Annotated in this window: 18 protein-coding genes; 13 read left to right on the top strand and 5 right to left on the bottom strand. The window is 49.8% G+C overall.

Going from position 1 to position 14,719, the window contains the following annotated elements; translation table 11 throughout:
- Positions 1-134: 134 nt before the first annotated feature.
- From L7E55_RS08225 to L7E55_RS08275, 11 genes are all read left to right on the top strand, one after another.
- Positions 135-1,028 (top strand): HNH endonuclease, encoded by an 894-nt coding sequence (locus tag L7E55_RS08225; RefSeq protein ID WP_277443653.1) that lies wholly within the window; start codon positions 135-137, stop codon positions 1,026-1,028.
- 137 nt (positions 1,029-1,165) lie between these two features.
- The gene (locus tag L7E55_RS08230; RefSeq protein ID WP_277443655.1) at positions 1,166-1,453 is read left to right on the top strand and encodes an S-layer homology domain-containing protein; all 288 of its coding nucleotides are present in this window, start codon (positions 1,166-1,168) and stop codon (positions 1,451-1,453) included.
- Positions 1,454-1,565: 112 nt separating this feature from the next.
- The gene (locus tag L7E55_RS08235; protein ID WP_277443657.1) at positions 1,566-2,360 is read left to right on the top strand and encodes a hypothetical protein; all 795 of its coding nucleotides are present in this window, start codon (positions 1,566-1,568) and stop codon (positions 2,358-2,360) included.
- A 3-nt stretch (positions 2,361-2,363) separates the two neighbouring features.
- Positions 2,364-3,605, top strand: a complete 1,242-nt coding sequence (locus tag L7E55_RS08240; protein WP_277443659.1) for a BREX system ATP-binding domain-containing protein — start codon at positions 2,364-2,366, stop codon at positions 3,603-3,605.
- On the top strand, positions 3,574-4,818 hold the full coding sequence (locus L7E55_RS08245) for a BREX system ATP-binding domain-containing protein (protein WP_277443661.1): 1,245 nt from the start codon (positions 3,574-3,576) through the stop codon (positions 4,816-4,818). Before L7E55_RS08240 ends, L7E55_RS08245 begins: the two co-directional genes overlap by 32 nt.
- Before the next feature lie 136 nt (positions 4,819-4,954).
- Positions 4,955-7,540 carry a DEAD/DEAH box helicase gene (locus tag L7E55_RS08250; protein ID WP_277443663.1) on the top strand — a complete coding sequence of 862 codons (2,586 nt, stop codon included), beginning with the start codon at positions 4,955-4,957 and terminating at the stop codon, positions 7,538-7,540.
- A gap of 199 nt (positions 7,541-7,739) precedes the next feature.
- Complete coding sequence (locus L7E55_RS08255; protein WP_277443665.1) at positions 7,740-8,069, top strand: type II toxin-antitoxin system Phd/YefM family antitoxin; 330 nt, start codon at positions 7,740-7,742, stop codon at positions 8,067-8,069.
- 20 nt (positions 8,070-8,089) lie between these two features.
- A complete protein-coding gene (locus tag L7E55_RS08260; protein WP_277443666.1) occupies positions 8,090-8,500 on the top strand; it encodes a TolB family protein in 411 nt (136 codons plus the stop codon).
- A gap of 144 nt (positions 8,501-8,644) precedes the next feature.
- Positions 8,645-9,256 carry a hypothetical protein gene (locus L7E55_RS08265; protein ID WP_277443667.1) on the top strand — a complete coding sequence of 204 codons (612 nt, stop codon included), beginning with the start codon at positions 8,645-8,647 and terminating at the stop codon, positions 9,254-9,256.
- Positions 9,257-9,552: 296 nt separating this feature from the next.
- Positions 9,553-10,119: an RNA polymerase sigma factor gene (locus L7E55_RS08270; RefSeq protein ID WP_277443668.1), complete on the top strand. Its 567-nt coding sequence runs from the start codon at positions 9,553-9,555 to the stop codon at positions 10,117-10,119.
- A gap of 7 nt (positions 10,120-10,126) precedes the next feature.
- Positions 10,127-11,158, top strand: a complete 1,032-nt coding sequence (locus L7E55_RS08275) for a DUF4179 domain-containing protein (RefSeq protein WP_277443669.1) — start codon at positions 10,127-10,129, stop codon at positions 11,156-11,158.
- Positions 11,159-11,213: 55 nt separating this feature from the next.
- Here the strand turns inward: L7E55_RS08275 and L7E55_RS08280 are convergent, their stop codons facing one another.
- The 4 genes from L7E55_RS08280 to L7E55_RS08295 all read right to left on the bottom strand — a co-directional run bounded on the left by L7E55_RS08280 (position 11,214) and on the right by L7E55_RS08295 (position 12,636).
- Positions 11,214-11,528, bottom strand: a complete 315-nt coding sequence (locus L7E55_RS08280) for a hypothetical protein (protein ID WP_277443670.1) — start codon at positions 11,526-11,528, stop codon at positions 11,214-11,216.
- A 57-nt stretch (positions 11,529-11,585) separates the two neighbouring features.
- Positions 11,586-12,029, bottom strand: a complete 444-nt coding sequence (locus L7E55_RS08285) for a sigma-70 family RNA polymerase sigma factor (protein WP_277443671.1) — start codon at positions 12,027-12,029, stop codon at positions 11,586-11,588.
- Positions 12,030-12,136: 107 nt separating this feature from the next.
- Positions 12,137-12,328: a helix-turn-helix domain-containing protein gene (locus L7E55_RS08290; RefSeq protein WP_277443672.1), complete on the bottom strand. Its 192-nt coding sequence runs from the start codon at positions 12,326-12,328 to the stop codon at positions 12,137-12,139.
- A 5-nt stretch (positions 12,329-12,333) separates the two neighbouring features.
- The gene (locus tag L7E55_RS08295) at positions 12,334-12,636 is read right to left on the bottom strand and encodes a hypothetical protein (protein WP_277443673.1); all 303 of its coding nucleotides are present in this window, start codon (positions 12,634-12,636) and stop codon (positions 12,334-12,336) included.
- Between the two features lie 1,136 nt (positions 12,637-13,772).
- Here L7E55_RS08295 and L7E55_RS08300 point away from each other — a divergent pair.
- Positions 13,773-14,102 carry a type II toxin-antitoxin system Phd/YefM family antitoxin gene (locus L7E55_RS08300; protein WP_277443674.1) on the top strand — a complete coding sequence of 110 codons (330 nt, stop codon included), beginning with the start codon at positions 13,773-13,775 and terminating at the stop codon, positions 14,100-14,102.
- A 1-nt stretch (position 14,103) separates the two neighbouring features.
- A complete protein-coding gene (locus L7E55_RS08305; protein WP_277443675.1) occupies positions 14,104-14,421 on the top strand; it encodes a type II toxin-antitoxin system RelE family toxin in 318 nt (105 codons plus the stop codon).
- Here L7E55_RS08305 and L7E55_RS17725 read toward each other — a convergent pair.
- A complete protein-coding gene (locus L7E55_RS17725; RefSeq protein WP_420852026.1) occupies positions 14,388-14,666 on the bottom strand; it encodes a stalk domain-containing protein in 279 nt (92 codons plus the stop codon). The genes L7E55_RS08305 and L7E55_RS17725 overlap by 34 nt on opposite strands.
- Between the last annotated feature and the right edge of the window lie 53 nt (positions 14,667-14,719).

The raw sequence follows: 14,719 nt of genomic DNA on the forward strand, positions 1-14,719 counted from the left end.
TAACTGGCTCGGTAAGATAGCCAGACGCGAACCAAAACTGTTCGTACACTGGCAAATGGGAATTTTTCCTGGGGCTGGATAATGGGAGCCGGATGAGCTGAGAGGTTCACGTCCGGTTCTGAGAGGGCCTGGGGGTGAGATTCCCCTGGGCTACTCACCTTATCATCGGCATCATCGGAAGCAAGCAGGATGCGGAAAAGGTCAAAGCGGATGTAAAGGAGTTCCTGTGTCAAAAGCTAAAGCTTACCCTATCCGATGAAAAGACCAAAATCACAAACACGGAAGGTATGGCCAGATTTCTGGGATACGACGTAACGGTATCCCACAGTCAAGACATCAAATACAATACAAAGGGCATACCGGCAAGGGTCTATACGGGAATGGTGAAGCTCTACGTGCCGCACGAAAAATGGGTAGGAAAACTACAAGAGTACAAAGCTTTCAAGATTGAAACGGTAGATGGAAAGGAAAAATGGAAGCCTGTCCACCGTGGCCCGCTAACGAATAAGCTGGACATTGACATCATAAGCCAATACAACGCTGAAATCCGAGGACTTTATAACTTTTACAGGCTGGCATCCAATGCATCCGTCATCGGCAAATTCGCATATATCATGGAATACAGCATGTACAAAACCTTTGGCCGTAAATACGAAAAAAGCATAAGAAAAATCATTCGCAAGTATAGCCGGGATGGCGTGTTCGGGGTAAACTACGAGACGAAATCCGGCACAAAACGCTGTTCGTTTTACAACGAAGGTTTTGAGAAGCAGGAAGCACCTATTAAAGACTATAACGATACCCTGCCTCAATACATGAAATATGACAGATTTAACAGTCTGTCAGCAAGACTGAAAGCCAAGAAATGCGAGTGTTGCGGACAACTGACAGATGATTTGCGCATCCATCATGTAAGAACATTGAAGGACCTAACGGGTAAAACAAGTGCAGAAAGGCTTATGCTGCAAAAAAGGCGGAAATCGTTAGCTTTATGTCCAGAATGCTTTCATAATCGTGAGATAAAATAACACAGGTTTATAGGTAAATGGAGAGCCGTATACGCCGAGAGGTGTACGTACGGTTCGGAAGGGAGTTGTGTTGATACCTACCAGCGTAAGCTGGAAAGGCGCAACATAGCTTACCTTGTGCGGTAACGCTCGGTATTATGCAACCCGGGGAAAAGCCCGATCCGGATGTTCCTGTCAATCGCGAAACATTGGCCCGTTTAGCCATCCAAACCATGGGTCTTAACAATGTAGCCCGGTTTAGTGACATCTATGTGCTTGATTTTCAGGATGCCGGTGATGTTTCCGAACACTTGAGAGGACATGCCGCCTTGTCCGTGGCGCTCGGCCTAATCAAGCCGGTGGAGGGGAAATTTGAGCCCAAAGCCGTCGTGACCAGGGCCGAAGCGGCGGAAACGATTGTAAGGCTTTTGAAAAACGGCAAGTAGCACACCGATATGCACATTTTGTTGCAGAGATTAAAAATTAGTAGAAGGATAATGCATGCCCCTTGAAGAAAGATAGTATATTCTGTCGGACTTTCGGGGGTGTTTTTTATATATGTCGAAAACTCTTGATGAATTTCTGGACCAGACGCTGCAGGAGGACTTTAAAAGCCTTAACAACGCCCACCGCAGCATGGTTAACGTGGTCAGGCGCGTGAAAACAGCGGGCGACGAGGGCAACCTGGAAGCCCTGCAGCAGGCTTTGGCCCGCTACGGAGAACTGCTGGACAGACAGCAGGAAACACTGCGGGGCCTGCTGGAGAAGCTGCCTTCTTTTAACCTGCAGTCTTACCTGCAGGAAGAGTTTCACCGGGGCTTTATGGACGCCCTGGCGGCGGAAAGCCTGGCCGTGGAAGCGGAATACCCGGTTTACGAGGTTCTTCCTTATAAAGTGCGGGTGCTGCCGGAAAAAGAGATGGTCACCATCGACGACCGTGTCTACCGCAACTTGCGCCCCGGCGTCCTGGCCGGGCACTTAAGACGAAACCTCGACCGCTTAAACGCGGCTTCCTTCGATGCCCAGCGCTTTCTCCAGTCCCTGGCGGCTGCTTATGACACGGAGATGGCTAAACAGATCGCGAAGACAAAAATTGACGTCAGCGAACAGGAAATACTGCTGAAAGACGTTTATAACACCCTCACCCCGCTGCCCCGGCAAAGACGCGACTACCCGGCGCAGCTTTTCGCCTTTGACCTGCACCGGGTGCTGCGAAGCGGCCAGATGAACGCGCCGGACGGCAGACGGCTCTGGCTGGGGAACGTGCGTAACAACAGGCAGGCGCTGGTGGTCCTGGACGCCCAGGGACAGCCCCAACGCTTTGGCGTGATGAAGTTTTACAGGGAGGGATAGCCGGTGGAACCGGCAGTCAGAGAAGAAGCGCTGGAAAGCCTCCGACGCGGTAACCCGCCGCCGGATTTGCAGGCGCTTGAGGCAATCACGGTGGGCGAGCGGGAAGGGATTTGGAATTTCTGGCGGGACCACTACCTGAATGATTATATTGCCTGTGGCGGCAGCAAGGTGAAGTTTCTCACCGGAAAGCCGGGCTCGGGTAAGACACACGCCCTCCTCCTGATGCTGGAGGAGGCCCGGCGGCTGGGCTACGTCACCTTTTTCACGAGTGCCCGCAGAGTGCGCCTAAATAAATTTGACTCGATTTACCAGACCGTATTGGACACGGTGGATGCGGAAACCCTGGTGACAGCTTACTGTGATCGTGTGATAGGGAACCTGGGCTACCAGCCCGGGCAGCTTGAACCGGGACAGGATTTCTTTAGCTGGGCGCAGGCGCAGGGCCGGGCGGCGGACAGCTTGCGGCGCGAGATCCAGGAAAAGCTGGACGAGCTTTACCGGGACCGGAAAATAAACCACAACTTCGCAATGGCGTTTACCCAGCTCTGCGCCCACCACCTGGGCTCGCGCCGGTTGGCGGACGAGCAAAAGGAAATCCTGCAGGAGTGGCTGAAAGGCCGCCCCTTGCCGGCCAGGGCTTTAAAGCCTCTCAAAATTTTTACCCGCGTCGACAAATACAACGCCAGGCACATGATGGCGTCTTTCCTCCATTTGCTGCGCCTCTGCGGACACCGGGGGCTTTGCGTGGCGGTGGACGACCTGAGCGCCTTGCTGGAACGGGGGCCGGAAGGGCGAATGCTTTACGGCAGGTCCGCCCGCAACGAGGTCTACGAGAGTCTGCGGCAGCTCGTGGACGACTTCGCCGGATTCGAGGGGGCGTTTTTTGTCTTTGCCGGGCGGTCAGAGCTGATCTATGACGAAAAGGGAGGTTTTAAGTCCTATGAGGCGTTGTGGATGCGTATCCAGAACGAGGTCTCGGGGGCGCGTCCGAACAAATTTGCCGATCTTTTCAACCAGGATCTTCTGGTGAAAGAATTTTTTACTGCCGAAACCTGCCTGGAACTACAACAAAGGCTGAACGAAACTTTCGGTCTCGGCTCTTGTATCCGGCAGGAGGATTTTCACTACCTGGTGGAAAGCGTCAGCATGCTTTCACCTGTGCGGCGGGCGGTGGAGGCAATTGTTAACTATTACGATGCGGGAGGTGAACGGGATGGAGAATTTTGCAGCCAGACAGATCATTGAATACCTGCGTTCCGGAGTTTCCTCCCGAAACTTAAGCACCATTTTTTCCTACGGCCGGGAAGCCGCGTGTGAGCGAGTGGGGCGTGAACTGGAACGGGTGAAACGGGATGGCGGCGCCTTTTCCCTGGTGGTTAAAGGCAACTTCGGCAATGGTAAAACACATTTTTTGAACATTATCGCCCACAAGGCGGAAGAAATGAATTTTGCCGTCAGTTTCGTGCCGCTTTCCAAGGAAACTCCTTTCGATAAACTGGACCGCCTGTACCGCCGGGCGGCAGCCGGCCTGTACCTGCCGGGCTGCTCCCAACCCGGCTTTGTCCCCTTGCTGGAAGCGCTGCAGCCGGACAGCGGTGAAGCGGATGAGATGCTGAATTATACCGCGCGTAACCTGCACCCGAAACTTGAGGCCGTGCTGAGAAACTACCTGGATGGCAGCGGTGACGCTTACAACCAGCATATCCTGGCCAGCGACCTGGCGGGTGACTTCGTTCCCAACGCGCAGTTGAAATCCATCCACCGCCTGAACTTCGGGAAATCGCTGTCACTTACACCTTTTAAGATAAAAGAAAACACTTTCGATTACTTTCGCTTTCTATCCCGCTTGATCCGGGCCGCCGGTTATGCCGGGTGGGTGATTCTGTTTGACGAGTTTGAACAGTTGATGTACCTGGGCATCACGGCCAGGGCCAACGCCTACCTGAATGCCGCCCGTTTTATGTCACCATCTTTCGGCCTGACGGGAACTTATTCTGTATTTTCAGCCTCGTCCAACCTTTGGTCGGAATTGATTTGGAAACAGAAAAACAGCGACTATGATGTTGTGCCGCAAAAGCTTGCGGCCAAAGAGAGACAATATGACATTCCCACGGTGCGGGAAGTTTTTGGCAGTTTTTTAAAAGAGAACCTCTTTCTGGACACTCTCTCCACTTTCGACATCCGCCGCATGCTCCAGGCCGTTCGCGACCAGCATGCCCTGGCTTACGGCTGGCAGGCGCCGGACGACATCAGCCGGGCGACGGCAGGTCTTCCTGCAGACCGGCCCTTGCGTACGGTGATCCGGGCCGTGGTGGAGTTCCTGGACCTGCAATATCTCTACGGCGGCCGGCCGGAGATTGCGGCGGCGCTGCCGGATGAGATCCTGCCGGGGGAATTGCCGGAGGATGAGCGCGAAGAGCAGGAAAAGATTCAGGAGCAAGAGCACGAATGTCTATAGCCCCGGGACCGGCGCCCGGGCATTTTTATCATGAAGAGTTAGATTAAACGGGTCTTGGTTTTTCCCTCTATTGTATTTTTGCCCTTCTTTTCTCTTCCTACTTCCTACTTCTGACTTCTGAAAGAGAGGTGCCTTTTTGCACGCTACTGCATTAATCGATGCTTTCAATGAGGCGCTGGCGGAAGAAATAGCGTACCTGCGCAATGAAGGAGGCCGCCCCCTGGTGGTCTTGGATGGGGTGCTGGTTTACCGGGGCCAAGAAGGGTTTCTGTATGCCTTCGAGCTGGAGGTGGACGCTTTTCTCCTTGACGGTACGCCGGTGCGGCTGCGCTACGGCTCCCGCGAGACCGGGGGAGAGGTGGTGACTGTGCGCGGTTCAGAGTTGACCCTGGCGCTGCATGAGAACATGGGAGAACTCCTGGAGCGGGCCGAGGTGCTCTGCGAGCCCTGGTTTTTGCTGACCGCCCTGCAGGAACGGTTGCGCGAAACACCAGAGAGGAATTTGCGAATGGCCATGGCTGTGCTGGAAAAAGTACCGGCGCGCCGGCGGAGCTTCGTTTCGCTATCCGCCGCCGCAGGAGCCCAGGATGAAGCGTTGCGCCTGGCTGGCGAAAGGGAAATTACCTTTATCTGGGGACCGCCGGGCACCGGCAAGACAGAAACCCTGGCCCTGATCGCGAAGCTATTTTTTGAGCAGGGCGGACGGGTGCTGATCCTCTCTCATGCCAACGTAGCCGTGGATGGCGCGGTGCTGAGGGCGGCGGCCCGGATCGGGGCGCCGGCACGATCCGGTCTGGTGGCGCGTTACGGCTGGGCCAGGCTGCCGGAGTTACGGCAAAGCGGCCTGCAGGCCTCCAGCCAGGCTGCCGCCGGCCGCCCGGAAATGCAAGAGAGGCTTAGAGAACTGGAGGACGAGCGCAGCGAACTGCTGGCCGGGCTGCGCGCCGGCGGCGCCCGGGGCGGACGCCTGACCGAGGTGGAGCAGGCCTTGCGAGACATCAGGGAGGCCCTGAAAGAAGCAGCGGCGCATGTGTGCCGGGCAGCGCGGGTAGTCGGCTGCACCCTGTCCACGGCGGCCAACGATCCGGTGATTTACAACGAACACTACGACTTCGTGCTGCTGGATGAGGCCAGCATGGCCTATATTCCCCAGGTGTTTTTTGCCGCCTCCCTGGCGGGGAAAAAGCTGGTGGTGAGCGGCGACTTCCGCCAGCTGGCGCCGGTGGCGCTGGCCGGGACGCCGGAGGTAAAACGCTGGCTGCGGCGGGACATCTTTGAGGAAGCCGGGATAACGTCCACTTTTGAAAACGGGCAGGCGCCGGACATCGCCGTGCTGCGCCTGCAGCGACGAATGCATCCATCCATTGCCGGGTTCGTGAACGACTTTGTATACGGCGGGCTGCTTTACAACGCTCCGGAGACATCCGGACGCGCCGCGCTGGCCGCTGCCGGGCCATGCCCGGGAGCGGCGCTGACGTTGGTGGACCTGAGCGAGTTGCCCGCCTTCTGCTACCGGCACGGCTCTTCCCGCTTCAACCCTTTATCTGCTTTCTTGGCTCTGACGCTGGCCGGACAGATCAGGCCGGGCGGCCTAACGGTGGGCCTGCTTACGCCCTACGCGGCCCAGGCCAGGCTGCTAAACGCGTTGACGGCGGGATTTTTAGGAGTTACCGGCGCCCGTTCCGAGGCTGCCGGCTTGGTGGCCGCCACGGTGCACCGCTTTCAGGGAGCGGAGCAGGACGCGGTGGTGCTGGACCTGGTAGACTCCTTTCCCCAGCGCGGACCCGGCGGCCTGCTTTCCCGCCGAGAAGGGAGCGCGGGGCAGCGGCTGATTAACGTCGCCGTCACCAGGGCGCGGGGCAAGCTTTTCGTTCTGGCCTGCCGTGATTTTCTGGAGAGCAGGCTGCCAGGCGATTCTGCCGTGTGCGGACTTTTTCGCTTCATCAGAGAAAACGGCCGGGTGATCGGGGGCAAAGAACTCCTGGCCAACCTACCCGTCCACGTTACGGGCGAAGAAATGGAAATTGAATGGCATGCCGGGCGCCGGCCGGCCATGGAAGCCTGGGAGGCCGACGTCCGCCACGCGGCGTCCGTTCAAGTGGATTGGCCTGCCGCAGCCGGCCCGCCTGAGAGGTTGGTAGTGAACGCCTTGCGGCGGGCGCGAGCGGGCGGCGCCCGCCTTTCCCTGCGCGCCGGCCGGCCGTCGCTTTTTCCGCCAGACCTGCAGCCATACGCTATAAAGTATACCGCCGCACACACGCCACTGACGGCGGTGGACAGGGACATCTTTTGGTACGGCAGCCCCTGGCCGGGAGACGACAAAGTGGACCGCTGCAGCGTCCGGGTGGCGGGGGAGAAAGTGTGCCGTAACTTGATTTACCTGCTGGAGATGGATCTGCGCGGGGGATTTTACAGGGGGCGCTACGCCGGCCTGAAGGCATATGTGGAAAACCGGTTTACCTGCCCCCGCTGCGGTGCCCCGCTGACTGTACGCTCGGGAACCGGCGGCGGTCATTTTCTAGGCTGTACCGCCTACCCGCGCTGCGATCTTCCGGTTGACAAGCTTACGTTGGAAATTATAGAAGATTACCTGATTGCAGCCGGGCTGACCTGCCCGGCCGGCCACCTTTTAAAGACAGTTCCGTCAAAACACGGGCCCCTGGCAATCTGCTCCCACAACCCGGCCTGCCGCTGTGTTTATCAGGTGAGGGACCTGCTTTAGCTCCAGCGAACGAACTACAATTCAACTGTTTATTGAATGAGATCAAGAGATGGTTTGTTAAAAAAACTGGCAGAGCTAAAAAATGAAAACCCCAACATAATATTAACATATTTATTAACATATTTATTGATATTACATAGAATAATATTAAGAATAAATAAAATACTTATGAACGAAGCTGTTGGAAAGGATTGATATTATGCTTGATAATATTTCTATAAGTAATATTATGAATTCTCTTGTGCCCATTTCACGTTTTAATAAAGGTGAAGCCAATAAGATCTTTGAGGAACTGCGTGAAACTGGCTTTAAAATCGTGCTTAAAAATAATTCACCGGCTTGTATTCTACTGACTCCCGAAGCCTATGATCAGATGCTTGAAACGATTGAAAATTACCGTTTGTTTATAGAAGCAGAAAAACGTATGTCAAGTGCAACGGCGGAGGATTTTATCGCGGCTGACAAAGCTATGCAGGAGCTTGGCATTAATGATGCAGATTTAGAAGACACAGATGTGGAGCTTGAATAGAATGTGGAAGGTAGATTTCCGTGGTGCCTATTAACCGTCCGGAAAAAACGGTAACACTCACCCCCGAAGGTTACGTCGACCGCGACCCGGCCTGGTCGCCGGAAGGTGATTTCATTGCGGTTAGCCGGGCGGAATCATCGCAAGGGATTAGTGACCGGCGCGAGGAGTGGCCGCCGTCTTCAATCTGGCTGGCCAGCCCGGATGGTTCCGGGGCGAGGCAGATCAGTAACGGAGAAGTCCCCGGCTGCTTAGACTGCAATCCCTGGTGGGTCGAAGGTGGCAAAAGCCTGATGTGGGTGCGGCTGCAGGGAGAAAATGCCTCGATCTGGCAGGCCGGGGCGGATGGAAAAGACACCGTAAAAGTATTTGAGGAACTGGATATCCCCCAGGACTATTACGGCACTTATAAATGGGACGAAGTATTGGCCTAGCATCCAGGCGGGTTTTATCACCCCCTGCCTTTTCCCGATGAACAGGCGGGGGAAATCAGATCTATCGGCGACAGTTATGTACTAATAGATAGGAAAACTTATGATGAGCACAATTACTACCTCGATCATCCTTCGTTTGACGGAATGAGACTCATCATCGGTTTTATTGAAACAGCGGAGTTTAAGGAATATAAAGAAGGTGAACTTATTTTCAGGGCAAGGGGAGGCGACGATACCGGCTACTTCCAGTTTCCCTACCTGTTGATTTACAATCCCGTCAAAGGAGAGTTGAGAAATGAGGAACTTTTCTTACCATTAAATGAACAGGAACAGGTTTCCTTCGGAAAACGCACCTGGAAGCAGGTTATTACCAATTTTGAAATAGCAGATCCGACTATTCATTTCGACTTTAAGCCGGCGCCGGGAGAAGAGCTTGCCGGTGGCCATCCCCTGCCCGAAACAACTGTCCGGTACAATGAGGAAGCAAACGAATTTGTGCTCAGCTTTTTCAACGTGGAATTTGCTGATACTTTCAAGGATAATACGCATTTTGAAAGCCACGGCCTGAAATTTGCGAAGGAGTTCAATTTTGAGCAACTGCCGGGACGGCCTGGAGACGGTCAAAATCCATCTCAGCCACCGGTGGTGAGAGTGAGGATTTCGTTAGAAGGAAATCCTCAGTATAACGCCGCGATATCATATTCCGGGGGAATCGGTTATGATCGAACTATTCGGTGCACGGTAAACTTTCGGTAGTGAAGGAGAATTCCAGTAATGAAGGACTGTCGTGATATACTGAATGTTTGCTGCGTATGATATCAAGAATCACGTATATTCTTTCAATGACAGAAACGACCCGTCCACTGCAGGTGAGCAGGTCGCTTCTTTTATCATTATACCAATTTAGCTATCCAGGAAATTAATATATCCTTCCTACCATATAAAGAGAAAAAAGGAAGCCGTTTTGATACCTCTATCTAAAATAAATTTACACTTGCACCATCCAGATGAACGTTTTCCTGCGTCATATTATATGAGGAGGTGAAGGATGCGTGGGTAATAAAAGTGAGCAATACATCACATCTGAAATGATATCGCGTATTTGCTCAGGAGATATCGCTGCTTATGAAGAATTTGTCCGGGAGCAGTGGGCGGCTGCCGTTCGCACCTGCTGGCTGGTTTTACGCAACGTATACGACGCGGAAGAAGCCGCGCAAAACGCTTTCGTCAATTTATACAAGTCTCGTGGTCAGCTAAAGGACCACAATAAGTTCCGCATATGGTTTTATCAGATTCTGCTGAACGCGGCTCGCCAACAGTGGCGCCGCCGGCCGAATACTTCATTCGTGCCTGATATGGAGATCCTAGACCCTGCGGATAAGATTGATCAGACAGAGACCAGGATTGCGGTACGAGAAGCCATGCGTAGTCTGGGCAAGCAGGAAAGAATCGCGCTGGTTTTATGTTACTTTTGCGATTTAACTGACAGAGAAGCAGCAATTGTGGCAGGTTGGTGTCTTGGCACATATAAGTGGCGACTAGCCAAGGCCCGTCGCTGGCTTATCAGAAAGCTTAAAGATGACGGTCAAGCTTTAAAAGAGCAATTTGTAAAGGAGTGAATGATTCATGGATGAGTTGATTAAACAGAGAATACAACAAGATGCCGGTTGCTGCCAGGTTCATTCCATTCCATGGGACAAAATTCGTGAGCGCGCTTTTGACGATACCATACCCGCCGTACCTTTTCGCAAGAACACAATGAAATGTAAAATCGGATACAGTATCGCTGCCATGGTCGTAATCGGCGGGCTTCTAATCATGTCCGGTTTTATTTCCCCGGTTATAGCCAAGGCGTTGGAGCAAATTCCTATAGTTAAATCAGTGTTTAATTTTTATGGGGAAAAATGGGGGCTGCAAACCGCAATCAATGAAAAGTTTAGTACAACAGTTCAAAACACAGCAACGGATAAAGATATTTCAGTAACTATTACAGATGTGTTATATGACCAGGGGAGAATTGTCATTGGCTATACAGTAACGACGTCCAGACCTAACCTGTATCTTAAAGATACTTTGCCTTATTCTATTCCGTTACCTATTGCAGAAATGCATTTTTTTATTAACGGCAAAGCCATCCATGATACGATGCAAGGAACAGCTGAAAGGATTGACAACGGTAATGTTTGGATCGTAAATATCTACCACCACGGGGAGCTCCCTGAGAGTTTTAACTTGCAGATTGCGATTTACCAAATCGGGGACCAATACGGAGAATGGTTGTTTACGGTTCCAGTGTCGAGGCACTACACTGATGAAGCTACCAGAACATTTTTACCAATGAAGACGTGGATGATTGGACAAACCACTGTTATAGTAAAACAAGTGCAAATCTGTCCGACGGATATTGTGATTTATTATCAGACGATACAGCCGGTAGGCGCTCAACTTTGGGATGACTACTTACCAGATCGTGTTGTCGATGATACAGGGCATAATAGTTATTTCGGTCCAGGTTTTTCTTCCGTGGAAAGCGAAGAGATTGAAGGAAACACGGAGATAAGGGAGATTCGGGTGGTGCTTGCTGCTTCTTTAAAAAGTATGCCCGAATATCTTATCTTTGTCTATCCGACCCAAGAAATGAAGGTCTTTTTAAACTAAGTTAAGCCGAGGGCTAACAATGCCCTCGGCTAAGAGTTATATTCAACTGTCAGACTTAATAATATATATAGCCATTCCCATATGCACCATTAATGTCCGTTGCTGTATTGCGTATCTTTAGTCTATGGGTTCCTGCTGATACACTTGGAAATGTAATCGTTGTGGATTGGCTCTTAAATATTCCATCGACATGGTTTAGTATGTCTCCAATTTTATAATCTATGTGAGCCGGAACCAAATAACCATTGCTATCATACGCGTACTGCACTAAAACAACATCAACATCTTCTTCCGATAGCACATTAAATTCTTGAGACTCGGTGGTCTGTCCACGGCCTAAATCATTTATTGGATAATACAGAGTGGGCATAAAATAATAACCTCCTTAATTCTACTTTGGATTTGATTGATTAGCAGGTAATTCATTTCATCTAAGAAAATACTTCCGCAACTTTTTCAACGCACGCTCTTTCGCGCGATGAACCACAGGCTGTGATATCCCCAGTTCCTTGGCTGCCTCTCGCTCGGTAAATCCATCCAGAATCGTTGCCTGCACCACTCTTTGCTCTTGTGGCGTTAACAACAAGAGGGCTTCCTGGATAAATATCATACCCTCGGCTTCACCGGGAACATCTACGGCAGCAGGAATGACATCAATCATGGTCAACTTATCGGGATCAGTGCTTTGAGACGTCGGACCATTCAGGAGCAAAAGCTCGTGTTCATTCAGTTGCCGGTACTTTTTAGTTAATCTGATTGCTTCATGGTGCAGGCCGGTTAGAAACCAGGCAATTGCCCGGGCTTCCTCCGGATCAAAATCATGAACACCAGATTTTTCAGAAGAAACGTCAAGTATAGTTAATAATCTCACCTCCTATCATGGTAGCTAACTTGCCCTCTTACCATATAAAGAGAAAAAAAGGAGGCTTTTTGATACCCCCCTGTCCTAAAAATTTTTCTGTTTTTATCTTCAAGTTTTTAAGCCGGATATTGATGAATCGCGCTCATTAACCAAATTACCAGATCCGAATAACATTCAACATGATGACCCGACCTGCGGCTATATTTTTTAACTGCCGGATTTAATCGATAAACCAGTTGAATAAAAGCCTTCTCATCACCACTTTTAGCCCGGGCAACTAGCTCATGAAACTTAGGTTTTCTTTTCAAGGCACTCAACCTCCCTTTGCCTTTTCAGAACTACCAAACAATCGATCATGAATCACCTGCCAGCTTCCCATGGCGGAAGCCGCCACCAGCAAACCATTAAGAGCACAAAGCGGAACATTTTTTACCGTAAAACTCCCTGCGGCGATATCGGCCAGGAAAACGATTCCTTCAGCTACCACCACCACAAGACAGCGAGTGGAAAATCGCTTCAGAAAGCCAAATTCCTTAATGGAATCAACCACCAGAACAGTCGCGGCCACCGCGCCAGCTAAGGTGCCAAGAGTCGCATAGGTAAACAAATCCTGCATTCCATCACCACCTCCCGAAGACAAAAAGTATCTATATGTATAAAAACGGGCAGATCAAAATAACATTGGCGGAGCTGTTATAAAGTATTACATACCTTAGATCCAATGGTTTACACTTTTATCTTTCGACAGGCTTCGACTTATTTCCTGTATTTAACTGATTTTCTATAATATAGACGATTTATAAGCGTAATAAGTTCTACATATTTTTCAGCCAGATCTAAAATAGTTTTTCAAATCAATCGCCATACCTTGGCTACAACATCACTTATTCCTGGTACTCACGGATCATATCCATGGAGCGCGAAAACAAACTTCGGATTTTCTCAACTCAAAAGGCACTAGCTTTTCAAGGTATTTACCTCCAAATCCAACGCATTTTATTAACTCTCTACTGTACAAAGAGAAAAAAGAGGGGCTTTTTGATACCCCTCCCTTCCAAAATTATCTATTTTTTTATCTTCAAGTTCCCAGCGTTCTTTGAAACTCAAGCCTGATGCTGATAAATCGTACTCATTAACCAAATTACCAGGGGAGAGGACAGGGGGAGAGGAGGGTGCCCCTCTACTGGGCAAGGGGACACTGAGTAAAGGCACTGAACAGAGGGGAATGGTTCCATTGTCCGGTACCTATGAGTATATAGGATTATCAACAAATGTGAATATTAATTACGTCTGAGGAATGTTATCTAAATATAAGGCCAAAGCGGTTGAGTTATTAATCAAATATATGAATGAGCAAACTGAAGAGTCAGTTATCACGCTGGCTGCTTCGGCTCTGGTGACAGCTTCATAGGGTTTACATTTTCTGTCAGCAAGCCGTTTTTAAACATTGTGAGGGAAATGTGAGACAATGCAATTGGTGTTGGAAAAATGCCATTTGGAAATAGCCACCTTAAGACATATTATATACCAATCACCGGATTCAGTGTTAATAAAGTGTTTAGGGCGTGAAAACCATCCCCATTGTTTTCCGGAAATTTGCCAACCGCTATACAATAAAAAACTGAGAGCTAAAAAATTGAAAACCTTAGCATAATATTAACATATTTATTGACATATTTATTGATATTACATAGAATAATATTAAGAATAAATAAAAACTTATGAACGAAGCTGTTGGAAAGGGTTGATATTATGCTTGATAATATTTCTATAAGTAATATTATGAATTCTCTTGTACCCATTTCACGTTTTAATAAAGGTGAAGCCAATAAGATCTTTGAGGAACTGCGTGAAACTGGCTTTAAAATCGTGCTTAAAAATAATTCACCGGCTTGTATTCTACTGACTCCCGAAGCCTATGATCAGATGCTTGAAACGATTGAAAATTACCGTTTGTTTATAGAAGCAGAAAAACGTATGTCAAGTGCAACGGCGGAGGATTTTATCGCGGCTGACAAAGCTATGCAGGAGCTTGGCATTAATGATGCAGATTTAAAAGACACAGACGTGGAGCTTGAATAGAGTGTGGACGGTAGAATATTTAAGAGATGCTTTGAAGGATATAAGGCAACTTGATCAAGCCCAGCGTGTGCAGGTCATCAAAGCCATTAACAAGGTGTCAGCTAATCCTCTACCACAGGCAGAAGGAGGTTATGGTAAGCCACTTGGCAATAAAGGCGGTACCAATTTAGCAGGCTACTGCAAAATTAAGCTTCTTAAACTAGGGCTTAGGGTGGTATACAAAGTAGTGCGGGAAAACAATATCATGAAAATCATTATAGTTTCTGCGAGATCGGATGATGAGGTTTATATTATTGCACAAAAACGTATAGAGGAGTGAATCGTCCGGTTTTCTCTGATCATAGGAGACGTATTCATGGTTTTTGACTGATCATTTACATAGTAAGTTGACTGGCCAATGTATAATTTAATCAAGACTTCCGCTGTACTGTATGTGGTGGCGCTTTTCTCATTGGAGTAGTCTGAATCCCCGTATAAGTTGTAAGCCCGCACCCGGTAGTAGTACTCGATGTTGTTGTTCAATCCATAGGAACTACCCAGAAGACGACGAAGATTAAATAGCACAGTATAATCGCAAGTAGTTTGGTTTTCCTCATCTTACCACGCCCCTTTTTCTG

The sequence above is a fragment of the Pelotomaculum isophthalicicum JI genome (genome assembly GCF_029478095.1).
GTDB classification, from domain to species: Bacteria; Bacillota; Desulfotomaculia; order Desulfotomaculales; family Pelotomaculaceae; genus Pelotomaculum_D; species Pelotomaculum_D isophthalicicum.